The 24,788-nt window shown below is 62.1% G+C and carries 21 protein-coding genes; 16 read left to right on the top strand and 5 right to left on the bottom strand.

The features are described from left to right. Nucleotides 1–112: 112 nt before the first annotated feature. From R5R73_RS06150 to R5R73_RS06170, 5 genes are all read left to right on the top strand, one after another. The gene (locus R5R73_RS06150; RefSeq protein ID WP_322529148.1) at nt 113–1,291 is read left to right on the top strand and encodes a porin; all 1,179 of its coding nucleotides are present in this window, start codon (nt 113–115) and stop codon (nt 1,289–1,291) included. A gap of 397 nt (nt 1,292–1,688) precedes the next feature. Continuing rightward, nucleotides 1,689–2,801 (top strand): extracellular solute-binding protein, encoded by a 1,113-nt coding sequence (locus R5R73_RS06155; protein WP_322529149.1) that lies wholly within the window; start codon nt 1,689–1,691, stop codon nt 2,799–2,801. Between the two features lie 95 nt (nt 2,802–2,896). Further along, the gene (locus R5R73_RS06160; RefSeq protein ID WP_322529150.1) at nt 2,897–4,033 is read left to right on the top strand and encodes an ABC transporter ATP-binding protein; all 1,137 of its coding nucleotides are present in this window, start codon (nt 2,897–2,899) and stop codon (nt 4,031–4,033) included. Next, nucleotides 4,014–4,901: an ABC transporter permease gene (locus R5R73_RS06165; RefSeq protein ID WP_276232251.1), complete on the top strand. Its 888-nt coding sequence runs from the start codon at nt 4,014–4,016 to the stop codon at nt 4,899–4,901. The genes R5R73_RS06160 and R5R73_RS06165 overlap by 20 nt, the downstream gene beginning before the upstream one ends. A gap of 12 nt (nt 4,902–4,913) precedes the next feature. Next, nucleotides 4,914–5,714, top strand: a complete 801-nt coding sequence (locus tag R5R73_RS06170; protein ID WP_322529151.1) for an ABC transporter permease — start codon at nt 4,914–4,916, stop codon at nt 5,712–5,714. Nucleotides 5,715–5,740: 26 nt separating this feature from the next. On the opposite strand, the gene plsB is transcribed toward R5R73_RS06170, so the two are convergent. Then, nucleotides 5,741–8,161, bottom strand: coding sequence for a glycerol-3-phosphate 1-O-acyltransferase PlsB (plsB, locus tag R5R73_RS06175; RefSeq protein WP_322529152.1), 2,421 nt, complete (start codon nt 8,159–8,161; stop codon nt 5,741–5,743). A gap of 175 nt (nt 8,162–8,336) precedes the next feature. On the opposite strand from plsB, the gene R5R73_RS06180 reads away from it, so the two are divergent. Further along, nucleotides 8,337–9,464: a phosphatidylserine/phosphatidylglycerophosphate/cardiolipin synthase family protein gene (locus R5R73_RS06180; protein ID WP_322529568.1), complete on the top strand. Its 1,128-nt coding sequence runs from the start codon at nt 8,337–8,339 to the stop codon at nt 9,462–9,464. Nucleotides 9,465–9,547: 83 nt separating this feature from the next. Here the strand turns inward: R5R73_RS06180 and R5R73_RS06185 are convergent, their stop codons facing one another. Then, complete coding sequence (locus R5R73_RS06185) at nt 9,548–10,225, bottom strand: YecA family protein (RefSeq protein WP_322529153.1); 678 nt, start codon at nt 10,223–10,225, stop codon at nt 9,548–9,550. A 159-nt stretch (nt 10,226–10,384) separates the two neighbouring features. Here R5R73_RS06185 and R5R73_RS06190 point away from each other — a divergent pair, with 159 nt between their 5' ends. From R5R73_RS06190 to R5R73_RS06200, 3 genes are all read left to right on the top strand, one after another. Next, nucleotides 10,385–10,963: a SprT-like domain-containing protein gene (locus tag R5R73_RS06190; protein WP_322529154.1), complete on the top strand. Its 579-nt coding sequence runs from the start codon at nt 10,385–10,387 to the stop codon at nt 10,961–10,963. Nucleotides 10,964–11,292: 329 nt separating this feature from the next. After that, nucleotides 11,293–13,245: an acetate--CoA ligase gene (gene acs / locus R5R73_RS06195; protein WP_322529155.1), complete on the top strand. Its 1,953-nt coding sequence runs from the start codon at nt 11,293–11,295 to the stop codon at nt 13,243–13,245. A 387-nt stretch (nt 13,246–13,632) separates the two neighbouring features. After that, on the top strand, nt 13,633–14,298 hold the full coding sequence (locus tag R5R73_RS06200) for a response regulator transcription factor (protein WP_322529156.1): 666 nt from the start codon (nt 13,633–13,635) through the stop codon (nt 14,296–14,298). A gap of 216 nt (nt 14,299–14,514) precedes the next feature. Here R5R73_RS06200 and R5R73_RS06205 read toward each other — a convergent pair whose 3' ends face one another. Together R5R73_RS06205 and R5R73_RS06210 are read right to left on the bottom strand one after the other, a co-directional pair. Beyond that, complete coding sequence (locus tag R5R73_RS06205) at nt 14,515–15,153, bottom strand: hypothetical protein (RefSeq protein WP_322529157.1); 639 nt, start codon at nt 15,151–15,153, stop codon at nt 14,515–14,517. Between the two features lie 92 nt (nt 15,154–15,245). After that, on the bottom strand, nt 15,246–15,710 hold the full coding sequence (locus R5R73_RS06210; RefSeq protein ID WP_322529158.1) for a GlcG/HbpS family heme-binding protein: 465 nt from the start codon (nt 15,708–15,710) through the stop codon (nt 15,246–15,248). A gap of 100 nt (nt 15,711–15,810) precedes the next feature. Between R5R73_RS06210 and R5R73_RS06215 the strand changes: the two genes are divergently transcribed. The 6 genes from R5R73_RS06215 to R5R73_RS06240 all read left to right on the top strand — a co-directional run bounded on the left by R5R73_RS06215 (nt 15,811) and on the right by R5R73_RS06240 (nt 22,225). After that, the gene (locus R5R73_RS06215) at nt 15,811–16,494 is read left to right on the top strand and encodes a GntR family transcriptional regulator (protein ID WP_322529159.1); all 684 of its coding nucleotides are present in this window, start codon (nt 15,811–15,813) and stop codon (nt 16,492–16,494) included. A gap of 433 nt (nt 16,495–16,927) precedes the next feature. After that, nucleotides 16,928–17,908, top strand: a complete 981-nt coding sequence (locus R5R73_RS06220) for a TRAP transporter substrate-binding protein (protein WP_322529160.1) — start codon at nt 16,928–16,930, stop codon at nt 17,906–17,908. Between the two features lie 60 nt (nt 17,909–17,968). Further along, nucleotides 17,969–18,532: a TRAP transporter small permease gene (locus R5R73_RS06225; protein ID WP_322529161.1), complete on the top strand. Its 564-nt coding sequence runs from the start codon at nt 17,969–17,971 to the stop codon at nt 18,530–18,532. Further along, a complete protein-coding gene (locus R5R73_RS06230; protein WP_322529162.1) occupies nt 18,529–19,815 on the top strand; it encodes a TRAP transporter large permease in 1,287 nt (428 codons plus the stop codon). Before R5R73_RS06225 ends, R5R73_RS06230 begins: the two co-directional genes overlap by 4 nt. 42 nt (nt 19,816–19,857) lie before the next feature. Further along, nucleotides 19,858–20,646 (top strand): enoyl-CoA hydratase/isomerase family protein, encoded by a 789-nt coding sequence (locus tag R5R73_RS06235; RefSeq protein ID WP_322529163.1) that lies wholly within the window; start codon nt 19,858–19,860, stop codon nt 20,644–20,646. Nucleotides 20,647–21,037: 391 nt separating this feature from the next. Beyond that, nucleotides 21,038–22,225 carry a CoA transferase gene (locus R5R73_RS06240; protein WP_322529164.1) on the top strand — a complete coding sequence of 396 codons (1,188 nt, stop codon included), beginning with the start codon at nt 21,038–21,040 and terminating at the stop codon, nt 22,223–22,225. 39 nt (nt 22,226–22,264) lie between these two features. Here R5R73_RS06240 and R5R73_RS06245 read toward each other — a convergent pair whose 3' ends face one another. Continuing rightward, complete coding sequence (locus R5R73_RS06245; protein WP_322529165.1) at nt 22,265–23,212, bottom strand: LysR substrate-binding domain-containing protein; 948 nt, start codon at nt 23,210–23,212, stop codon at nt 22,265–22,267. Between the two features lie 141 nt (nt 23,213–23,353). Here R5R73_RS06245 and R5R73_RS06250 point away from each other — a divergent pair, with 141 nt between their 5' ends. Further along, on the top strand, nt 23,354–24,733 hold the full coding sequence (locus R5R73_RS06250) for an L-serine ammonia-lyase (protein ID WP_322529166.1): 1,380 nt from the start codon (nt 23,354–23,356) through the stop codon (nt 24,731–24,733). The last annotated feature ends 55 nt before the right edge of the window (nt 24,734–24,788 follow it).

Here is a 24,788-nt window from a genome sequence, read left to right on the forward strand (position 1 = left end):
TCCAAGTTCCGCAGCCGTCATTCGTTCGCGTGACGAAGCTGGTTGAAGGTGCCGAAGCCGACTGCATCTGCAGACACGATCGAACAGTAAGCTAGTTAAGGAACCTATCGCGATGAAAAAGACGCTCTTAGCGACTGCTATTGCTGGTGCCCTGGGCGCCTCCGCCGCTGCCCAGGCAGCGACTGTCTACAACCAGGACGGCACGCAGCTCGACATCTACGGCAACATCCAGATCGCCTATGCTGATCAGGAAACCTTCGACGGCGACGCTAATGGTGGTAATGGTGGTGTTGATAGCGAAGATCAGATGCTCGACAACGGCTCGACCATCGGTTTCTCCGGTCAGCACATCATCAACCCGGGCCTGACCGGCTACTTCAAGGCCGAGTTCGAGCACAACGCCGACGAAGAGAAAATCAGCGGCGGCATCAATAATGGTGACCAGGCTTATTTGGGCCTGAAAGGCAACTTCGGTGACTTGCGTGTCGGTTCCTGGGATCCGATCATCGACGACTGGATTCAGGATCCGATCTCCAACGTCGAGTTTGTGGACGTTACCGACTCCTCTTCCGACCTGGGTCGTCTCTACGGTGATGACTTCGGCGTAGACGCCAATGCCGACCGCGAAGGTGACAAGGTTCAGTATCTGTCTCCGTCGATGGGTGGTCTGCAGTTCGTCGTCGGCACCCAGTACAAGGGTGATGCGGAAGGCGAGTACGGTGGGCATGGCAACGATATAGACGGTTACGAGAACAAAGGCTCCAATGCCTCCCTGTTCGGCGGTCTGAAGTACGCCGTTGGCGGTTTCTCTGTCGCGGCTATCTACGACGATCTGAACAATTATGAGCTCGAGTCCACCACCGGTGGCGACGACATCAAGGCTGACGCCTACGGCCTGGGCGCTCAGTACGCCATCGGCACGCTGGTGGTGGCTGCAAAAGCCGAGCGTACCAAGCTCGACTACATGGGCGAAGATGGCAACATCGATCGTTATGCCTTGGGTGCTCGCTACGGCTACGGCTTCGGTGACGTGTACGGTGCTTACCAGTACGTCGACGCCGACCAGGAAGTTGCGGCAGTCACCAACCCGATGGCGTACACCAACGCTGATGGCGGCCACAACGTGACCCAGTCTGGCGATTACGACGGTGATGATTCGTTCAACGAATACATGGTCGGTGCTACATACAACCTTTCTCCGGCTATGTACACCTTCGTCGAGTATGCCAGTTTTGATCGTGAAGACGACCTGGGCGACGCTGTCTCCTTCGGTGCTGTCTACAGCTTCTAAGCTGAATCCGATTCGAGTGGCTGCTTGAGCCACTCTATCGAACGAAGCCGGCCTCAGGGCCGGCTTTTTCGTACGTGGATTTTATATGGCTTCGAGCTTCGAGCGCCGCTTGCCTTATCGGCAAGCGGCGCGCATTTTTTTCGGCTCGCGGCTCGCGGCTCGCGGCTCGCGGCTCGCGGCTCGCGGCTCGCGGCTCGCGGCTCGCGGCTCGCCTTCGTCTAGATGTCTTTTCCATGACAGGCTGGTAATCTCTTTTTGAGCGGGCGTTCAATAACCACGAAATGCCAATATGAAGCGTCACGCTGTCGTAACAGGTCTGTCGTATAACAACGTTTTCCGCTAGCCGGTGTCTTCGTCAATCCGGGCGGCGGGTCGACAAACAACAGGAGACCTTTCGATGACCCTTTCCCGTCGTCGTTTCTTGCAGGGGGCTGCGGCTGCCGGTGCCGCCGCTTCGGTACCTTTCTATATCAATCGCGCTTTTGCCCAGAATCAGACGCTGCGCATTTACGCCTGGGCGGGTTATTTCACCGACGAAATGCTCGCGGATTTCACCGCCAAGACCGGCATCAAGGCGACCTTCACGCCCTACGGCACCAATGACGAGCTGATGAATTCTCTGCGGGCCACCGATGGTTCCGGCTTCGATGTGATCATGCCGACCGTGGATCGTGTGCCTGGCTACCTGGATTACCAGTTGATCCAGCCGCTGGATACGTCGCGTATTCGCTGGGATGGCTGCCTGGATACCGCGATGAAGGGCTCGGAAGTCGGCGGCATGGTCGACGGCAAGCGCTATTTTGCACCGTCGGACTGGGGCACCGAGGCTATCGCCTACAACACCCGTTATACGGATATCGACCGGTCCCAATTGAGCTATGGCGATCTGTGGAACCCGGAAATCGGCCCCGGGGTGACCGTGCGGGCGCACTCCGCACTGGTCGGCATCGGCCTGTGGCTGGAAGGGCAGGGCAAACTGCCTCGGCCGTTGCTCGATTCGTTCAAGACCGAAGAGGCGATGCGCGCCAACTTCGACGTCATCCTGGCCGAAGCGCTCAAGCACAAGGACATGGTGATCCAGTTCTGGTCGACCGAGAATGAAGCGCAGGGCGCCTTCCGTACCAACGGTGCGCTGGTCGGCCAGACGTGGGACAGCACCGCCTTCCGCCTGCAGACCGAAGGCGAGCCCATCGCGTATGGCGCGCCGAAGGAAGGTGCGATGGCGTGGATGGAAGGGTTCGTGATACCCCAGAATGCGCAGAATGTCGACGCGGTCTACGAGTTGATCAACTGGTACTACACCCCGGAAGCGGGAGCGATGTTCGTCAAGTCGACCGGCTACAACTCCACCGCCGTCGGCGCCGAGGAGTTGCTGCCCGAGGCGACCCGCCAGTTCTTCAAGGACTCCTACACTCAGCAGGACCTGGACAACCTCTGGTGGTGGCCGGTGCAGGACCCGTGGTACGTCGCGTTGCGTAACGAGTATCAGGATCGCTACCTGTCGGCGTAAGCCTTTCTCTTGCCACGATTCCCCGTGTGAGACGACACGGGGAATTGCCGAGATGCCATGGATTTCCAGTAACGATATCACTCCAAGAGGACTTCATGGACGGTCGCGTATCCTTGCGCCAGGTCGCCATGCGATTTGGCGATTTTACGGCGATTCAGCCGACTTCGCTGGAGATCGAGTCGGGCGAGTTCTTCAGCTTTCTCGGTCCTTCCGGCTGCGGCAAGACTACCTTGCTGAACATGATCAGCGGGTTTCTTACCCCCAGCGAGGGCAGCGTCGCTATCGGTGGCACGGATATGACCCGGGTGCCGGTCAACCGCCGTCCGACGGCGATGATCTTCCAGAATCTGGCGCTCTTTCCGCTGATGAGCGTTTACCAGAACATCGAGTTTGGTCTGGAAGTGCGGGGCATCGACCGTCAGGCGCGTCGCCGGCGAGCGGATGAACTGCTCGAACTGGTGGCGTTGGTCGGCAGTGGTGACAAGCCGGTCGCCGATCTATCCGGTGGCCAGAAGCAGCGGATCGCGATCGCTCGCGCTCTGGCCGTCGAGCCCCGGGTGTTGCTGCTGGACGAGCCGCTGTCGGCGCTGGATCTCAAGCTGCGCCAGCATATGCGTACCGAGCTCAAGGCGATTCAGCGCAAGACCGGTATCACCTTCATCTACATCACGCACGATCAGGGCGAGGCGTTGACCATGTCCGATCGGGTCGCCGTGATGTCGGAAGGGCGCATCCAGCAGGTCGCCGATCCGATGACGCTGTATCGCCAGCCTAAGACCGACTTCGTGGCGAATTTCGTGGGCGAGAACAACCGGTTCCCGGGCCGTGTCGTGTCCCGGGAGGCGGGAATGGTGACGCTGGATGTCGGGCTGCCGGCACCGTTGGCAGGTCATTCCACGGACCCGCTCGAGCCGGGAGACGAGGCGACGCTCTATGTCCGACCGGAGCAGTGGCGCGTGGGGCCAGCCGATGACCGGCGCCTGCCGCTCAGCGGGGTGATCCGGACCGAGCACTTCGAGGGCGCATGGCTGACGCTGGAGATCGCGCTGGAGCACGGGCCGACGATCCGAGCCCACGTGCCGCATGCAGCGGCAGGTGAGTCTCTCGAAGGCCAGTTTGCCGTCGGTAGCGTTTGCCGGCTGGACTATTCTCCGAATCAGGCCGTGGTGCTGGCGGGGGCCGAGGCCGGTCAGCCGAGCGAGGAGGCCATCGATGTGGCAGCAATTGCGTAATCGTTTTGGCGTTCCGCTGACCATGGCCATCGTCGCGTTGCTGGGAATCTGGCTGATCGTGATGGTGCTGCTGCCGCAATGGCAGATGATCGACTACTCGTTCCATCCCTCGCTGCTGCCGGCCGAACGCGGCGGCGAGAAGGATGTCTGGTCGTTGACCAACTATGTCACCTTCTTCAACAACGACATCCACCTCGCGATCTTCTTCAAGACGATCTGGTCGAGTGTTCTCGTCACCGTGCTGACGCTGATCGTCAGCTACCCGCTGGCCTATTATCTGGCCAAGGTCGCGACGCCAGGTCAGGCGGCGCTGTGCCTGCTGCTTTTGATCATCCCTTTCTGGATCAACGAGATACTCCGGACGTTTGCCTGGTACATCATCTTCGCCTTTCGCGGTCCGCTCAACGAGCTGCTGTTCGCGCTGGGCCTGATCGATCGACCGATCCGCTTTCTGAATGGCGATATCGGCGTGCTGGTGGGCATGGTCTATGCCTACATCCTGTTCATGGTCTTTCCCCTCTATAACGCCATCGAAAGCCTGGATTCCAACCAGATTCGGGCCGCGCGGGATCTGGGCGCAGGCTGGGGCCGCACCCATCGGCGCATCGTGATTCCCCATGCCAAGCCGGGCATCGCCACGGGCTGCATCATGACGTTCATGCTGGCGGCCGGCAGTTATGCGGTGCCGGCGCTGCTGGGCTCGCCGGGCAGCCGCTGGTTCACGCAGATCATCTACAACTGGTTCTTCGAAGGCGGGGACTGGAATCAGGGAGCCGCCTACGCCTTCCTGCTGCTGGTGCTGTGTATCGTCTTCGTCACCGTCATCATGCGGATTTTCAAGGTCGGGCTCGGCGACATTGCCAAATAGGAAAAGCGCTTCATGAGTTCATCGCGATTCTTCTCCTGGGCGCTCAAGGCCTATCTGCTGGTTTTCTTCGTCTATCTGTTCCTGCCGCTGATGATCATGGCGGCGGCGACGTTCAACGAAAGCCGCTTCCCGACCGTCACGCCCTGGACCGGCACCACCCTGCAGTGGTTTTCGGCGCTGTGGGCCGATGGCGGGATGTGGAGCTCGCTGGTCAACAGCCTGCTGGTGGCCGTCGGCGTGCTGTGCCTGGCGCTGCCTATCGGCGTGGCGAGCGCGCTGTTCCTGACCACGGTCGAGGGGCGCGGCAAATCCATCATCTACGCGCTGATCCTGTCGCCGCTGTTGACGCCGGGCGTGATCATCGGCATCTCGACACTGATCTTCTGGCGGAACTGGGGCGTGAACGGCGGCATCGGGCTGACCATCATCGCCCAGAGCGCCTTTATCGCCGCCTACGTCATGCTGATGGTGGCGGCTCGGCTCCAGCGCTTCGATCGCACGCTGGAACGCGCGGCCCTGGATCTCGGCGCCAGCCAGTGGCAGATGTTCCGCCGGATCCTGCTGCCGTATCTCAAGCCGGCCATTCTGTCGGCGGCGGTGCTGGCGTTCCTGCAATCGCTGGAGAACTACAACACCACACTGTTCGTTGCCGGCTACGACACGACGCTGACGATCTACATTGCCTCCAAGGTCCGTACGGGGCTGACGCCGGCAGTGAATGCGCTGGCGCTGCTGATGATCCTCTTCACGGTGGGGATGGCGGTGATCTACGAGCTCAAGCGCCGTCGCGAGGCCGCGCGGCGCCTGGTCTGACAGGCCGTCGGAGGAGAAAGCGAGGCCTACTGGCGCGTCAACCGCACCAGGCGGTGGCGCAGCTCCGGGTCGAACAGCGCCCGGCTGCGCCGCTGCAGGCGTGCCAGCGATTCTTCGTAAAAGAGATGCTCATTCTCGACGCGTAGCCAGCCTTGCTGTTCGAGCGTGTCCAGCAATCCGCTGAACAGCCGCTTGTCGAAGAACTCCGGGGCGTTGAGCCCAGCCAGTAGTGTCAAGCGTTCGGCCAGTTGACGGCTATGTTCTTCCAGCACTTCCCGGGTCAGTTCGCCGCTGGAATAGCGCAGCAGCGACGCCAGCAGCAGATAGGCGCGCTCCAGCGTGGGCTGCACCGGTTGCCCCAGCAGTCGCAGATGCTCGCTGGATTCGAGATGCCCGGGCTGCCGGCGCCAGCCGTTGTCGGTAGCTTGCAGCAGGCCTTCTTCCGTCAATACGGCAAGGGTATCCGCCAGGCGCTGTCGTGGATCGTCCGGCGGCGCGAAATAGAGCTCCTGCGCCAGCAGCGGCCAGGCCGGTGTCAGCAGCGCGTCGAGATCGTCGAGCGAGAAGGCGGCGTTGTTGCGGAAGGCGAATGCCACCAGCCCGAGATGCATGAACAGATGGAGCACGTTGTTGCGATACCAGGTCAGCAACGTCGCCTGCTCCGGGCGTGCGGTGATCAGCTCGCCGAGTGTCTGGGGCTGGCGCGTGACGAAGCCCAGATTCACGGCATGATCGATCCATTCGGCCGGTTCGCCCGTCGGCAGCCGGCAGCGCTGGCTGCCGGGCAGAGTCTTCTGGAGCCTGACCAGCAGGCCGATGTGGTGTGCCAGCAGGTCGGATTCGATGGTGTGATGCGGCGTTGCCAACAGCGTCATCGCTACCAGCGAGACGGCATTCAGGCTGGCGGCGTCGTTGATCCGGCGCGCCAGCGTTTCGCCCAGCCGCGGAACGGCGTGATTCAGCCATGCCGGGCGTGTCGAAGCGGGCTCGACTTGCCAGTCCGGCGCCGTTTCGTTCAGGAAGCTGGCCAGCGATAGCGGCTCCCCCACGCTGACGGTGACACGGCCGTGAGGCTCGCGGAGATGCTTGAGCACGCGCAGCAGGTCGAGCGGAGACTCCTTCTTCTTGCCGCCGCCGCGGAGCTCGCGAAGATAGCTGCTGCTCTCCAGTACGCTTTCGTAGCCGACGTAGACCGGCACGAAGGCGACATCCCGGATCGCGTCCCGCGCGAACGATCGCAGCGTCATCGCCAGCATGCCGGGGCGGGGCGAGAGCATCCGCCCGGTCCGCGAGCGCCCGCCTTCGATGAAGTACTCCACCGGATGGCCTCTCGCGATCAGCCGGTGCAGATACTCGTTGAAGACGGTGGCGTAGAGGCGGTTGTCCTTGAAGCTGCGGCGCATGAAAAATGCGCCGCCGCGCCGCATCAGGGCGCCGATCACTGGCATGTCGAGATTGCGTCCCGCGGCGATGTGCGGCGGCATCAGACCTTCCCGGTAGAGCACGTAGGAGAGCAGCAGGTAGTCGATGTGGCTGCGATGGCAGGGGACGTAGATCAGCGTGCGCTCGCCGGCGATCGCCTTGACCGCGTCCAGCCCGTGAACATCGACGCCGTCGTAGAGACGGTTCCACAGCCGTTTGAGCATTTCATAGAAGAAGCGCAGCACCGGGTAGGACATGTTGGAAGCGATTTCGCGGGCGTAACGCTCGGCGCGCCGGCGCTCGCGTGCCGGTGTGCTGCGATTGGCCTCGGCCGCCTCGAGCACGGCCTGACGGACTGGCTGGCTGTCGACCACGCCCCGTACCAGTGTGCGATGATGCGAGATGTCCGGCCCCAGTACCCGGGCGCGAATGCGGCGGAAGTGAACGCGCAACACCCGGGCGACCTTGCGCTGGGTCAAGGTGACGGCGGGATCGTCGATCAGCGGCCGCAGCCGGATCGGCTCGCCGAAGTGCGCCTCCAGATGGCGGCCGTTGACGATCACCGAGAGCAGCCGGCGCAGGCGCCCGCTCCAGGCCCAGTCGTCCGCGGCCAGCATCTTCCAGAAGCCGAAGTCCTTGCCCGGGGCGCGGCTCCAGAACACGCTGACCGGCACCAGTTGTGCGTCCAGCGTGGGATCGGCCTCGAGCGCATCCAGCAGCTGCTGCAGATGTGCCGAATGCTGGCCTCGGATCCTGCCGCGGCGGCCTCGAAGGCGCGGCAGGGCGAAGCAGGCCGGTAGCCCGCCGTGGCCGAAGGGATGCCATGCGTCGGCGTCGGGAAGGTGGAGATCGCGGCTCAGGCGTTCGACGGCGAGTTCGTCGGTCATCGAGGGGCGAGCGATGACATAGAATGTCGGCAGCGCGGAAGCGAGCCGAAAGGGCTCCGGCTCGACCAGGCGAAAGGCCAGCCAGCGATCGAGCACGCGACTGGCCAGACGGTGCCACAGTCGTTGAAGTTCAATCACGGTCGTTGGTGTCCCATAGTCATTGCAGCCCCAGGAGCGCTGGCATCGAGGCAATTTCCCTGCAAATTCCCGAGTATAGCGACAAGCCCAGCCGACAGCGATGACCCGGGACGATCGCTTTCCTCGGGACCGTAAACGTGCGTCAATCGGGAGCGACCAAGGAGGCAGGTAGTTGATGCAAGCGACATGGAAAGACGGCAACCGTTTCGAGCTGTTGCCGGAGGGAAAGCGATTCTGGCCTGCCATGAGAGAGGCCATCGAAGGCGCCCGGCGCTATTTGTGGATCGAACTCTATCTGATGGAGTCGGGCTCGCTGGCCGAGCGTTTCATCGATGCGCTGACGTCGGCGGCGGCGCGTGGGGTCGAGGTCAAGCTGATGCTCGATGGCGTCGGCAGCATGGGGCTGTCGCATGGCGATCGGCAGCGACTGCGAGATGGCGGCGTCGAGCTGCGGTTCTTCAATCCGCTGGCGGTGACGCGGCTGGGCGGCAATCTGATGCGCGATCATCGCAAGCTCGTCATCGTCGATGGCGTCACGGCCTTTACCGGCGGCTTCGGCATTGTCGACGAGTTCGTCGATGCCTGGTACGAGGTCGCGGTGCGTATTCAGGGGCCGGTGGTCGAGGACTGGATGCAGCTGTTCGCCCAGGTCTGGGACTCGCCGCTGACGCGCGGGGATGGGACACGAAGGCGTCTGACGCGGTCGCTTCACGGGTCATCGGTGCCGGCGCCCTTTGCCGATGGCATGAGAGGTCGGGCCATCTGGGGGCGGGGGCATCGCTATCAGGCGATTCGTCTCTCGCTGCAGGGGCGCATCGGCACGGCTCGCCGCAGACTCTGGCTGTGCACGCCCTACTTCGTGCCGACGCTCAGCCTGCGGCGGGCGTTGGCTCGCGCCGCTCGCCGCGGCATCGACGTGCGCCTGCTGCTGGCCGGTGGCGGGCACCATGACCACCCCGGCGTGCGCTACGCCGGGCAGCGGTTTTATCGCCGGCTGCTCAAGGCAGGGGTCAGAATCTACGAATTCCAGCCCAATTTCATTCATGCCAAGTTCAGCGTCGTCGACGATTGGGTGTCGCTGGGGTCGTGCAACTTCGATCACTGGAGCCTGCAGTGGAATCTGGAAGCCAACCAGGAAGTCGACGATGCCGAATTCGCGGCCGAAGTCGCCCAGCTCTTCGAGCGCAACTTCGCCGCCAGCGAGCATATCGATGCCGAAAGCTGGGCCCGGCGCTCGTGGGGGCAGCGGGCGAGAGAGTGGCTGTTCGGCACGCTCAACGCCTGGGTGACACGGCTCAAGTAGCGGCGGGATCCGGCGCTGATTCGGATCGTCGCCTAGGGTCTGTTGCCGTTTCGGCGCGGCCGTGCATGAAACGGCAATAGACCCTAGCGCTTGCGGCCACGCTTGCGCCCACCGGATGTTCTGGCGGTGCTCTTTCCTTTGCCCTTGGGCGGCTCCGGCGGTACCCGGAAATGCAGGTAGAGATCCAGCGTCAACTCCGGAAGCTGGCCCGCCAGGGCGGCAAACTGTGCATCTTCGGTGGCCATCTCCGCGATCTCCGGCTCGTCGTCGAACAGGCCGGACAGCGCCATGAACGGCAGCAGCAGGGCGGCCACGTGCGATTCGTCCTGGGAGAACCAGGCCGCCTCGTCGAGAAAGACGCCTTGCATGAATCCGGCGCACCAGTCCTCGATGGCGGCGGCCATCTCTCCCGCTTCATCCAGCTCGGCATCGAAAGGCAATTCGACCCAGTGGCCGCGCTCCAGAATGCTGGCAGCATTGGCCTTGAGCGCTTCCAGCAGGCCGAGAATCTCGTCGCGCTCGGCGGTATCGTCGAAAGGGGGCTCCCCCTCGAAAAGCTCGGCGATCCACTGCTCGGGAGCGATATCCCGAGGCGAGACGGCAAGCGCCACCAGGTAGCCGTGGGCGCTGATGACATCCGGCGCCTCTTCGCCGAGGCGTTCGGCGTTCAGGTAGTCGTCGAGGCGCGCCAGCGCGCCGTCATCCAGCGGCGGTTGGCTCTCGACGGCATCGTCCGGTCGTTCAGACGAGAGTTCAGGCATGGGGCGCTCCGGATCAAGGCGAAGATAATGAATATGTGGCCGATACGAACCTGTAATCGATACGAACGTGCGGCCGATACGAACGTGTGACCAACGGGAATCCATGGCAAGGATCGGCGGGCTGGACGCCCGTTCGTATCATCGGCATTCTATCATCCCATGATCGATCTGCGTTCTTCCCCCGTTTCCCCCGCCCTCGGCGAAAGTGACGCCCAGGCGCTGGAGGCGCTCGACGAGGCGTCGCTGGAAAGCCTTCTTTTGCTGCGGGCCGATGCCGCCTGGCGGCTCGCGCGTGAAATACACCCGGCGCTACCCAGGCCCAGTATCTGGTTCGATCTGCGGGGCCGGAGCGCCGGGCAGGCGCATTACCAGCGTGGCGGACTGCGCTTCAACCGAACGCTGCTGCACGAGAACCGGCAGGCTTTCATGGACGAGATCGTGCCCCACGAGATGGCACACTGGCTGGTCTTTCATCTGGAGGAAGGGCCGAAAGCCCGACCCCATGGGCGCGAGTGGCAGACGGTCATGCGAAAGCTCTATGGTCTGAAGCCGGCCGTCACGCATCGCTTCGATGTCGCCCGTGCCAGCCCGGCGCCTTATCTCTATCGCTGCCGTTGCGAGACCCTGCATCGCTTCACCGGGCGACGCCACTCCCAGGCTTCGAAGAAGGGCGTGAGCTATCGCTGTCGTCGCTGTCGAACGACGCTGACCTTTGCCTACCGGGAGACGCCGGGATAGCTGATAGATTCCATCGAAGTCTCTTTTCTCTATTTCTCTTTTCCCATTCGAACCTCTACCAAGGCTGGCGACGTTTCAGCGCGAGCCGCGGCCGTGCGTGAAGTGTCGACGGGCCTCAGTCTCTGGCGACCTTGCCGCCGTCGAACCGAGCGTGATTGGCACGATCGCGACAGGCGAGCGAAACTGATTGATACGAAGGTCTAATAGGGGGTGGCCGGTGCCGCCGTTATATGCTGGCCCACTCGATCGTCGATGGTCTATCGCATTGAGCCAGTTGGGCTTTCACCGTCGACGGATACGAACACAGTCATCAACAGGGAGACTGGAGCATGAGCGAACAGCAGCGCGTATATCCTGTCGATAAGCGCTTGGCAGCCGATGCCTGGATCGATCGCGATCGTTACGAGACGCTCTATCGCCAGTCTGTCGAAGATCCCGAAGGCTTCTGGCGCGAGCAGGCCGAAAGCCTGAGCTGGAGCAGGAAACCGGCTACCATCAAGAACACTTCGTTCGCTTCGAACAATGTCGATATCCGCTGGTTCGAGGATGGCGAACTCAACGTCGCCCACAACTGCCTGGATCGCCATCTGGAAACCCGAGGTGATCAGCCGGCCATCATCTGGGAAGGCGACGATCCCGCCGATCACAAGACCATCACCTACCGCGAGCTGCATCAGCGCGTCTCGCAGCTCGCCAACGGCCTCAAGTCCCTGGGGGTCGGCAAGGGCGACACGGTCACGCTCTACATGCCGATGGTGCCGGAGGCGGCCATGGCAATGCTCGCGTGCGCCCGCATCGGCGCGGTGCATTCGGTAGTGTTTGGCGGCTTTTCGCCGGATGCCCTGGCGGGGCGCATCGTCGATTCCCGATCCCGTGTCGTCATCACTGCCGACGAGTCGGTACGCGGTGGCAAGCAGATACCGCTCAAGGACAACGTCGATGCGGCACTGACCCGAGAGGGGACCGACGTGGTCGAGTCCGTGCTGGTGGTCAAGCGCACCGGTGGCGACATCGAGTGGCATGAAGGCCGGGATCGCTGGTTCGATGAGGTCGTCGACCCGCAGTCCACCGACTGCCCTGCCGAGACGATGAATGCCGAAGACCCGCTGTTCATTCTGTATACCTCCGGATCGACCGGGACACCGAAAGGATTGAAGCACACCTCCGGCGGCTATCTGCTCTATGCTGCGCTGACCCATCGCCTGGTTTTCGATTATCACGATGGCGAAGTCTACTGGTGTGCCGCCGATGTGGGCTGGATTACCGGGCACAGCTATATCGTCTACGGGCCGCTGGCCAACGGCGCCACCACGCTGATGTTCGAAGGCGTGCCGACCTACCCGAACCATGGCCGCATGGGGCAGGTCGTCGACAAGCACAATGTCTCGATTCTCTATACCTCGCCGACGGCCATCCGCTCGCTGATGGCGCATGGCGAACACATCATGGACGACAGCACCCGCAGCTCGTTGCGCATCCTCGGCTCGGTGGGGGAGCCGATCAACCCGGAGGCGTGGGACTGGTTCTACCGTGTCGTCGGCAATTCCCGCTGCCCGATCGTGGATACCTGGTGGCAGACGGAAACCGGCGGGCACATGATCACGCCGCTCCCTGGCGCCACCGACCTCAAGCCGGGTTGTGCCACCAAGCCGTTCTTTGGCGTTCAGCCGGCGCTGCTCGACAACGACGGCAAGCGACTGGAAGGCGCGATCGAGGGGAATCTGGTCATCCTCGACTCCTGGCCCGGGCAGGCGCGCTCGATCTGGAACAATCACGAGCGCTTCGTTCAGACCTACTTTTCCACCTACGAAGGGGTCTACTTCACCGGAGATGGCTGTCGTCGCGATGCCGACGGCGATTACTGGATCACCGGGCGTATCGATGACGTGCTGAACGTTTCCGGACACCGGATGGGAACGGCGGAAATCGAGTCGTCCCTGGTCGCTCATCAATCCGTGGCCGAAGCGGCTGTCGTCGGCTATCCGCACGATGTAAAGGGCCAGGGGATTTATGTCTATGTCACGCTCAACGATGACGTCGAACCCAGCGAGGAGTTGAAGCAGGAACTCAAACAGTGGGTGCGCAAGGATATCGGCCCGATCGCCACGCCCGATGTGATCCAATGGGCGCCGGGGCTCCCGAAAACCCGTTCCGGCAAGATCATGCGTCGCATCCTGCGCAAGATTGCTGCCAACGAGTGCGATGGGCTAGGCGATACCTCTACACTCGCCGATCCTGGCGTCGTGGAGGATCTGATCGAAAATCGCCATGTGCGCTCCTGATTCGTCATTTCGAATTTTGAAATGGGCTCTTGGGTCAACCATCATGGTGACGGCTATATAACTAGTTAATTTGAGTGACCGCTACTCATATCGACTGATGATTGTCGTTCGATCGTCGTGAAAGAGGCTTTCCTCCCGGTACTTTTCGTGCCACTCCAAAGGGAGGGAAGCACGCCAGCTTTCCGGGACGATCGAACTTTTTTTATGTATTCGTGGCGTATCTCCCATTGGCTGTTCGGGGATTTTTTTCCCGATGATTTGATACTTGGGATTCCACGAGTGCATGGGGTAACATGCCGTTAATCAATAGTTGAACCATCTTTGTCTAGGTGGCGATAGTGGACCGACTATCTCGCCACATATCTCGACAGCGCCGGAGGAGAATCAATGGCTTTTGCCCAGAAATTCATCGTTGCCGATGACCACCCACTCTTCCGGGCGGCGCTCAATCAGGCATTGCGACAGGTGTCGCCGCAAGCAGAAATCGTCGAGGCGGACACCATGGAGGCGACGACGGAGGTCGTCACTCGACATCCCGATGCCGATTTGATCCTGCTCGATCTACACATGCCTGGCGCCCACGGCTTTTCGGGGCTGATCCAGCTGCGCGGACAGATGCCGGACATTCCGGTGACGGTGGTGTCCGGCAGCGAAGAGGTGGATGTGGTCCGCCGTGCCATCGATTATGGCGCTTCGGGTTTCATTCCCAAGTCCGCTTCTCTCGACATCATCGCCGAAGCGATTGGAGAAGTGCTCAAAGGCGAAGTGTGGCTGCCCCCCGAACTGGCGAATGCCATGGGCGAGGGCAGCGAGGAGGATGCGCGCTTCGCGGAGGCGATCGCTTCGCTGACGCCCCAGCAGTTTCGCGTGCTCAACATGTTGACGGAAGGGCTGCTCAACAAGCAGATCGCCTACGAGCTCAACGTATCGGAAGCCACCATCAAGGCCCACGTGACCGCGATCCTGCGCAAGCTGGGGGTTCACTCCCGTACCCAGGCGGTCATTGCCGCACAGAAACTGGAAATCGAACCGCCCAAGGTGACCGACAACTAACCGGCAACTACCCGACGACTCAAGGCGCCTTCGATCCGGATAGCGAAAGCCGGTCGAAAGCCATCAACGAAAGCCGCCCATGCTCGACGAAGCATGGGCGGCTTTCTCGTTCAGGAAATGCCCTGACGCGGGCTTTCGAAACGGGCTTTCAAAACGGGCTTTGGCGTGAATTGACTGCCTTGGTGAACGTGACCGACCCGAAAGGCCGGCCGGAACTCAAGCGGGGGGCGAACGCCGGTTGTCGCGAAGCCGCCTGGCCAGAAGCAGCAGTTCCACGCTGGCAAAAAGCAGCAGACTGTAACCGGCCAGTTCCGTGATCTCTTCCGCGGCGTCCTTGATGATGCGCAGGTAGTGTTCGCCCATCAGGGCTTGCCACAATTCACTACGCCCGTAGAGGCGCGAGAACACATAGGTCGTCAGAAATCCGCCCGCGAACAGTCCGAATCCCAGGCTGTTGGCAATCAGCGAGAACTCTTCGAGAAAGCCGCGCCGTGCGCGTATCACCAGCGTCAGGGTCGGTAGTGCCAGGAGTACCGCCAGGCATTGCCAGGCGCCGTCGAAGACGTAGGCATCCAGCCATTGGTCGTTCTCCCGCACGAAGGATATCGCGAAAAATGCGGCCATCAGCAGGCTGACGCTGCGCAGGACTCTGTAACGCAGACGAATGACCAGCATCAGAACCGTACAAAGCAGCAGCAGCGCAGCCTGGGTGAGTTCCGTCAGCGAAGTCTCGCTGAAATCGGGGGCGCCCGCATGTCTGGCGTCCACCATCATCACTATCTGCATGAGCCCGGCCAGGATCAGGACGTAGATGCCGGCCCGCAAGACGACTGCGCGAAAGGGGAGAGTAGGCATGATGAATTCCTGCACAGCTATTGATAGCCGACTAAGAATATCAGCCTTAATCTTCTTAAGAAACGCTGTTTCGTAAATAATTTAAGATTTTCTTAATTTTTCGGTGCAAGACCTGCCTTCAGGCTGGCCGCTTCGATGCCGGCAATTGCAGCTCGCTCATCGTTGTCGGAACTGTCACCGCTGACACCGACGGCGCCGATGACCAGCTCCTGCTCGTCGAGAATCAGCACGCCGCCGGCCACGGGGATGAATTCGCCCTGGGACGCCGAGGCGACTGCCGACAGGAATGCCGGCCGTGCCTGATTCCGCTCACCGATCGTGCCGCTGGACAGGCCGTAGCCCAAGGCAGCCTTGGCTTTGCCATGCGAGACGGCCAACCGTAAAGTGGCGCAGCCATCGGCTCTGTCGCAGCTTATCGGATATCCGCTGGTATCCATGACCGTCACGGTGATGGGATTCATCGCCTGCGCTACCGCATAGGCCATGGCGGCCTCGATGATGGTGCGGGCTTGCTTCAGCGACAATGTCTGGTGGGTGAGATAGACGTTGCGAGCCATGGTGACCTCCACTCCTTTTTTGTATTCATAATTCATTTCTGGTGGCGTCATCCATGCGCCATTGGGAGAATGGCAACATCGAACCCGTTATGAGTGCTCCATGAACAAGATTCAGCAAAACACCCTGTACGGCGAGGCAGCCGCCCGCATCCGGGACATGATCAACGATGGAACCCTGCTTCCCGGCACCCGGATCCCGGAAAAGCAGCTATGCGAGCAGTTCGGTGTCTCCCGGACGCCGCTTCGGGAAGCGCTCAAGGTACTGGCGTCCGAGGGCATGGTCGAACTCCTGCCCAATCGGGGGGCGCGTGTCGTGCGATTGACGCGCCAGATGCTGGAGGAAACCTACAGCGTGATGGGCGCGCTGGAAGGGTTGTCCGGCGAATTGGCGTGTCGCTACATTACCGAAGAGGAAGTGGCCGACATTCAGGCGCTGCATTACCAGATGATGGCGCACTACAAGCGCAAGGAGATTCGGCCTTACTTCGAGCTCAATCACCGCATTCACGATGCCATCATGCTGGCAGCCCGCAACGAGGTGCTGCGGGAGACCCATAGCAGCTTGAATCACCGTATCCAGCGGGTGCGCTATTCCAGCATGATCGATGAGTGCTGGGACCAGGCCGTGGCCGATCATGAAGCCATGATCGAATGCCTGCTGGCCCGGGACGGAGAGCGGCTCGGTAGCATCCTGCGAGAGCATCTGCGCCATAAGCTGGTCGTGGCGGCCGCGAGCGGCGTGATGGATGATGATCCGGGCGTCGCCCGGAGCCGTAGCTCGTAAGGGCCGTACTGGGACAAGAACGGCATCCTTTTGATTTGGTGGCGGAAGGGGGTTGCATCCCGCCTTCCGCCTTCCGCCTTCCGCCTTCCGCCTTCCGCCTTCCGCCTTCCGCCTTCCGCCTTCCGCCTTCCGCCTTCCGCCTTCCGCCTCCCGCCTCCCGCCTCCCGCCTTCCGCCTTCCGCTCGGAATTCCCCCTGTTTTTTGCCTCCTGCTATGCCGTCCTGAGTGATGCGGGGTTTTCCCGGTTCAACTTTCCGTCAATAGACAAATGTCGGGTTGGGCAATAATGAATTATGAATTCATAATTCGCTGGCAGGATCTCCAAGGTGCTCGCACTGCGGGGTATCGACCGGGGGCGTCGCGGGAGCCTCGTTGACCGTCTCCGATCCATCGTTCAGGCGAGCCACTATAAAAAGACGGAAGGACGCCAGTGATGAAAAGTTTCAAAGCAGGATTGTTGGCACTAGCGCTGATGGCCGGTATCAACCACGCCAGTGCCCAGGAAGTGCAGATCAAATTCGCCCATGTCGGTGAGCCGGGTTCGCTGTTCGCCGATGTGTCCCAGGAATTCGCCAAACGCGCCAACGAAAAGCTGGCGGGTGAAGCCAAGGTAGTCGTCTATGGCTCGAGCCAGTTGGGCGGCGACTCGGAGCTGCTGAAAAAACTCAAGCTGGGCACGGTCGATCTGGCGCTGCCTTCGACCGTCATGAGTAGCGTCGCGCCCCAGTTCGCGCTGTTCGAAATGCCTTATCTGATCGCGGATCGTGACCATATGGCCAAGGTGCGCGACGAAGTCGTGAGGCCCCAGCTCTATCCCGTCGCTGCAAGCCGCGGTTACCACATCATCGGCGTGTGGGAGAACGGCTTCCGCCAGATCACCAACAATGTCCATCCGATCAATACGCCAGCCGATCTCTCCGGCATCAAGCTGCGAGTGCCGAAAGGGGTCTGGCGCGTGGAGATGTTCAAGAGCTACGGCGCGAACCCATCGCCCATGGCGCTTTCCGAGGTGTTCGTCGCGCTGCAGACCGGCGCGATGGACGGCCAGGAGAACCCGCTGGTCCAGACCTACGCCTCGCGTCTGCAGGAGGTGCAGGAATATCTCTCGCTGTCGGATCACATCTACACCCCGGCCTTCGTGACGGCAGGCATGAGCTGGAACCGACTGCCCGAGCACGTGCGCGAGGTGCTTCAGCAGACGGCCATGGAGATGGAGTCCTACGCGCTGGAGCAGGGCGCGAAGCTCGACGAGGAGACGCTGGTCAAGATGCGTGACGCCGGTCTGCAGATCAACAAGGTCGATCGTCAGGCTTTCATCGATGCCTCCCAGCCGGTCTACGACAAGTTCATCAAAGACGTCGACGGTGGCCAGGAGATGCTCGACAAGGTGCGTGAACTGCAACCCGCCAGTTAACCCGCGCGTCCGGTCGTGCCGAGTCAGGGCGCGGCCGGGCCGTGGACGAAGGAGCCGCCTGTGAAAACTCTGAATACGCTGCGCGATGGCTTCAGCCGACTGCTCGAGGTCATCGTGGTCGTCAATATGCTGGTGCTGGCGGGGATCGTCATCGTCGGCTTTCTCTCGCGCCTGGTGGGGTCGCCCTTTACCTGGTACGACGAAGCGGCCTCGATCAGCCTGGCCTGGCTGACCTACTACGGTGCCTCCCTGGCTGCCGCCAAGGGTGCGCACATCGCCTGTCCCAGTATCGTCAATGCGTTTCCGCCGAGCGTGCGTCTGCCGATCGCGCTGCTGGGCGAGGCCGTGACGATCGCGTTCTTCATTCTGCTGATGGTGACCGGCTGGCAAGTCGTCCAGATTCTTGCGGGGTCCACCATGATCAGCTTGACCACCGTCTCGCTGCAATTTACGCAATCGGCGCTGCCGATCGCCTCGGTGCTGTTCATCATCGCCGAGCTCCTGCGATTGCCGGAGGTGATTCGGCAGGCGAGGGGAGACGGCTTCGTCGACCATGAGCTCGAGGAGGTAGGTCTCGGCTCGAACATGGCAAGTCAGTCTGATGCAGGGAGTGCGACACGATGATTCTGGCACTGATGTTCGTAGGACTGCTGTTGTTGATCGTACTCAACGTGCCGATCGCCATCGCGCTGGGCCTGGTCGGTGCCGTTGCTGTCTACTCCAGCTACGGTGTCTATGCGCTGCCCAATATAGGCCTGACGATGTTCGAGGGCGCAACCAATTTCCCGCTGATCGCGATTCCGCTGTTCATTCTGGCCGGGGCGATCATGAACGCCTCGAGTATCTCGCGGCGTTTGATCGACTTCGCCGCTTCGCTGGTCGGCTTCGTCAAGGGCGGCCTGGCGATGGTGACCATCGGCTCCTCGATCTTCTTCGCCGAGATTTCCGGCTCTGCCGTAGCGGGCGTCTCTGCGCTGGGCAGCCTGCTAATTCCGGCGATGAAGAATCGCGGCTACTCCAAGGAGTTCGCTGCGGCGATCTCCTCGTCCGCTGCCAGCCTGGCGATCATCCTGCCGCCGTCGATCCCGATGATCCTGTACGCGGTCATGTCGGGAGAGTCGGTGGTGAAGATGTTCGTCGCCGGTATCTTCCCGGGGCTACTGGGCGCCATGGGCCTGGCCGTGGTCTGCTACTTCCTGGCGCGCAAGCACAACTTTCCGTCCGAAGGGCGTTTCCAGGCCAGCCGGGTCTGGAAGTCGTTCAAGGAGGCGATCTGGGCGCTGATGATTCCGGTGATCATTCTCGGCGGTATCTTCGGCGGGATCGTCACCGCCACCGAAGGCGCGGCGCTGGCCGTCGTGGTCGCGATCTTCATCAGCGCCGTGATCTACCGCGAGTTCTCGCTCAAGACGCTGTGGAAATCCTGCCTGGATGCCGGCATCCAGACCGCGGTGGTGATGCTGCTGGTCGCCAGCTCCGCGCTGGTGGGGCTTTATCTCACCGAGTCCCAATTGCCGCAGCAACTGGCCAGTTCGATCAGCGGGCTGACCGACAACAAGTACGTCATTCTGGCGCTGCTCAATGTCATCTTCCTGATCCTGGGGGTGTTCCTGCACTCGGCGGCGGCAATCATCCTGGTGGTGCCGATCGTGCTGCCGTTGATCATCAGTGTGGGGATCGATCCTCTACATTTCGGCCTGATCGTCACGCTCAACCTGGCCATCGGCCAGCAGACGCCGCCCGTGGCGAGCGTGTTGATCGCCTCGTGCTCGATCGCCAAGGCGGATATCTGGCGTACGACGCGAACCAATCTCTGGTTCCTGGGGGTGCTTTTCGTCGTGCTGCTGTTCAACACCTACGTGCCCGACTTCGCGCTACTGCTCGTGAATCTGATCTACGGCACCTGATACCGGAAACCGGCCAGGCATCGACCCAGGAGAACCGACACCATGACCCAGGATGACGAAATTCGCTGCTACCAGCGTGGCGCTATCGGCTGGATCCGCTTCAATCGCCCCGAGGCTCGCAATGCCATGACCTGGCACATGTACGAGTCCATGATCCGGGCCTGCCAGCAATTCGACGAGGATGAAACGGTCGCGCTGATCGCCTTTCGCGGCGAGGGCGGCGAAGCGTTCGTCGCGGGCACCGATATCAAGCAGTTCGTCGATTTCCGCGAGCGCGGCGACGGCATCGACTATGAACGCCGGATCGATGCCGTGATCGGCGGGATCGAGCGACTGGAGACGCCGACGGTCGCGCTGATCGACGGCTACTGCGTCGGTGGGGGCGCTGCCATCGCGATGGCCTGCGACTTCCGATACGCCAACGCCAATTTCAAGTTCGGCATCCCCATCGCCAGGACGCTGGGTAACTGCATGTCGATCACCAATGTCGCGCGGCTGGTCGATCTGATCGGGATCGCGCGCACCAAGCGCGTGCTGATGCTGGCGAAGATGATCGGGGCGGAGGAGGCGCTGTCCGTCGGCCTGATCGACGAGATCGTCGACAGCGAAGCCCTCGACGAGACAGCGGCGAAGCTGGCCGAGAAGCTGGCCGGGCATGCGCCGTTGACGATGCGTGCGACCAAGGCCTGCATCAATCGGATTCTGGATCGGCGCCGCCCCGGCCATGATGCTGCCGATGACCTGATCGCGCTGTGCTACACCAGCGAAGATTTCAGGGGCGCCGTCAGGCGATTCGTCGACAAGACCCCGTATACCTGGCAGGGCCGCTAGGGTCTGTTGACGTTTCAGCGCGAACCGCGTTGCTGCGCCAAATGGCGCCAGGCCAGGCGCGGGATGCAGAGAAGGGTGGTTCCCTTTTCCAATCCCGCAACGCCGCATGGCGCCATTTGGCGCGCAACCCGAAGGGCCGGGCCAGTTTTTGCACGGTGCTGCGTTATTCGTCGTTCATTTGGAATGACCAAACTACGCTCCTCACGCCTTGCCTCGCACAAAAACTGGCTCCGGCGCGGCCGTGCATGAAACGTCAACAGACCCTAGCCGCCAACCGGCGCCGCCTCGCTCCCATCGGTGACTGGCGTGGACTCGCTGTCGAGTTCACGGCGGGGCGTGCGTCGATCAATCGCTCTATTCGCCGTTTCGAAGACTGGCAAGGAGAATCGCCATGTTACCGCTGGAAGGCATGAAGGTACTTGATATCTCGCAGATCATGGCCGGGCCATACTGCACCATGGTGCTGGGAGACATGGGTGCAGACGTGATCAAGGTCGAGAAGACCCAGGGCGGCGACGACAGTCGTCAGATGGGGCCGTACGTCAACGACGAATCCACCTGCTTCGCGCAGATCAACCGCAACAAGCGCAGCATCTCGCTCAATCTCAAGGAGCCCGACGGGCTGGCGCTCTTCCATGAGCTGGCGCGGGAAGCGGATGTGGTGGTCGAGAACTATCGGCCCGGCGTTACCCAGTCGTTGAAGATCGACTACGAGACGCTCAAGGGCATCAATCCCGGCCTGGTCTACTGCTCGATTTCCGGCTACGGCCAGACGGGGCCGTATCGACGCAAGGGCGGGTTCGATCTGGTCGCCCAGGGCATGACCGGCTTGATGTCGATGACCGGCGAGCCTGGCCGGCGGCCGTTGAAGACCGGCGTGGCGGTCTACGATATCGGCGCCGGGATCACCGCGATCTACTCGATACTGGCGGCCTACATTCACAAGCAGAAGACGGGAGAAGGGCAACTGGTGGATGTGGCGATCGCCGAGTGCGGCCTGCCCTGGTTCACCTGGGAAGCGGCGGCCTATTTTGCCGAGGGGCGCGTTCCGCAGCCGACCGGATGGCGGCACCGGGTCTCCGCGCCTTACCAGGCGGTCAAGGTTCGCGACGGCTACATGATGCTGGGATGCGCCAACCAGCGCACCTGGGAGCGGTTCTGCAACGACGTACTGCAACGGCCTGACCTGACCGCCGATCCCCGATTCATCACCAATAGCGACCGGGGAAAGAACGTCGATGCGCTGGAGGCGCTGCTGGAAGAGTTGATGTGCACGGCAGACCGCCAGCACTGGCTGGCGCTGTGCGATGAAGCCGGCGTGCCGGCCGGGCCGATCAACGACTTCGCCCAGGCGATGGACGATCCGCACTACCGGGAGCGGGGCATGGTGCAGGAGCTGGACCACCCGGTGATCGGGCGCATGCAGACCATCGGCTTCGCCAGCAAGCTATCCCAGACGCCGTCTCAAATTCGCCGGCCGGCGCCGGTCTTCGCCCAGCATACCGACGAGGTACTGGCGACGCTGGGCGTCGAGGGAGAGCGTCTGGCGGCGCTGCGCGAGCGCGGGGTCGTGCGCTAGACGCTTTCAGAAAAGCCTGGGTGTGGCTCGAAGCCTGACTCATTCTGCGGAGTCTACAAGCGAGGCGGTCTCCACGGATCGCCGCGCTTCCTCCTCCAGCCAGTCGTGAACCGCTCGTACGCGGCGGTCGTCCAGCGCCCCTTGCTGATAGACCAGGCCGTAACGCTTGCCGGTCGCCACCGAGCCGGCGAACGGCGCGATCAGGCGTCCGCTGTCCAACTCGTCGCCGATCAGCGTCCGGCGCGCGATCGCCACGCCCATGCCGGCGATCGCCGCCTCCACCGTCAGCTGGTTGCGGTTGAACGTGTAGCCTCGGCGTACGTTGACCTGTTCACCGCCAATCGCCCGCAGATAGTGCTCCCACTCCGCATAATCGTGACTGCCTCGCCAGGCCGTGACGTCGTGCAGCAGCGGATAGTAGCCCAGCGCCTCGGGGGTGGTGAGCGGCGGGCGCCGCCTGAGCAGTTGCGGCGAGCAGACGGCGAAGATCTTCTCGTCGATCAACGGCGTGGTCTGGAGGCCCGGATAGTGGCCGTCGTTGAGATCGATGGCCAGATCGTAGCCGCCGTCAAGCAACGAAAGATTGCTGTCTTCCGCCGTGACGTGCAGCTCGATATCGGGGAAGCGGGCCTGCAGCCGCGGCAGTCTCGGCATCAGCCACTTGGCCAGAAACGACGGCAGGCAGCGTAGCCTGAGCACGCCGCTCATGACCCCACCGCGCAGGCGATCGACCTCCAGCCCGACGGCATCGTAAGCCTGGGCGACGACCCGGGCCAGCCGTTCCCCTTCTTCCGTCAACGCCAGCTGGCGCGGCAGACGCCTGAACAGACGAAACCCGAGCCGCTCTTCCAGCTGCTTGATCTGCTGGCTGACCGCGCCGGTGGTGACATGAAGCTCCTCTGCTGCCCGGGTGAACGACAGGAGGCGGGCGCTGACGGCGAAGACTTTCAGCCAGGCATGGGTCTGAGCATTGAGTGACTGGATCATGGTTTAGCCAGGCTATAGGTATTGGCAGTTTTTATCGATTGTTTCCGGTTTAACCGGCGGCCAGACTGAAGTCAAACTACATCATGCGCCAGTTCCAGGAACGACGGATTCTGGCGCCCGAGCGACATCAGAGGTAGCCACATGACATTCAGCGTGTTCGATCTGTTCAAGATTGGCATCGGGCCTTCCAGTTCGCATACGGTCGGACCGATGCAGGCTGCCCATGATTTCGTCGCGGCCCTGCACGACCGCGAGCTGCTGCACGCAGTGGCAAGGGTGTCGGTCACGCTCTACGGCTCGCTATCGGCCACCGGCAAGGGGCACAACACGGATAGCGCGGTGATGGGGGGCCTCATGGGAGAGCGCCCGTTGACCGTCGATCCCGACGACCTGGCGCTCAAGCTGGCGGCAATGGCGCGGGACGGAGAGCTGAAGCTGGCAGGCGTGCACGCGGTGGCATTCGATCCGGCGCGGGACATCGAATGGTGCGACGAGATTCTCGATTACCATACCAACGCCTTGCGTCTGGTCGCCTCCGACGATCACGGAGTCATCTACGACAACACCTATTACTCAGTCGGCGGCGGCTTCGTCGTCGATGCCGAGCAGGCGGCGCAGAGCGATGCCGTCACCTCCACGGTGAAGGTGCCATACCCGTTCAAGAATGCCGTCGAGCTGCTCGATATTTGCCGTCGTGAGGGGCTTTCCATCAGTGACGTGATGCTGGCCAACGAGCAGGTCTGGCGCAGCGAGTCGGACATTCGCGACGGGCTCTGGCAGATCTGGCTGGCGATGAAGGCATGTGTCGATAGCGGGCTGGATCAGCAGGGCGTGTTGCCCGGCGGACTGAACGTGAGGCGTCGCGCCCCGGCGCTGCATCGGCGGCTGATGGCGCTGGACAACGAGAAGAGCCTGATCGCCAGTACCTTCTCGGCGATGGACTGGGTCAACCTGTTCGCACTGGCGGTCAACGAGGAGAACGCCGCCGGCCGCCGGATGGTTACCGCGCCGACTAACGGGGCCGCGGGGATCGTGCCCGCCGTACTGCACTACTACATGAAATTCCAGCCGGATGCCTGCGAGCGGGACGTCGTGCGTTTCCTTCTGACCGCCGGCGCGATCGGCATTCTGTGCAAGACCAACGCCTCGATCTCCGGTGCGGAAGTGGGCTGTCAAGGCGAGGTCGGCTCGGCCTGCGCGATGGCCGCCGCCGGACTGGCGGAGTTGATGGGAGGCACCCCGGCCCAGGTCGAGAACGCCGCCGAAATCGGGCTCGAACACAACCTGGGGCTGACCTGCGATCCCATCGCCGGGCTGGTCCAGGTACCCTGTATCGAACGCAACGCGATTGCGGCAGTCAAGGCCATCAACGCCGCGCAGATGGCGCTCTGTGGCGACGGCGAGCATTTCGTCTCTCTCGACAAGGTCATTCGAACCATGCGCGAAACCGGGCGCGACATGCAGGACAAATACAAAGAGACGTCCCGCGGCGGACTGGCGGTGAACATCATCGAGTGTTGAGTATTTTCAATCTTGAAAATGACAGAAGTGTCTCAAGTCTTGTGCTTGGATCGTG

Origin of the sequence: Salinicola sp. LHM (assembly GCF_034479735.1) — a bacterium.
GTDB lineage: Bacteria > Pseudomonadota > Gammaproteobacteria > Pseudomonadales > Halomonadaceae > Salinicola > Salinicola salarius.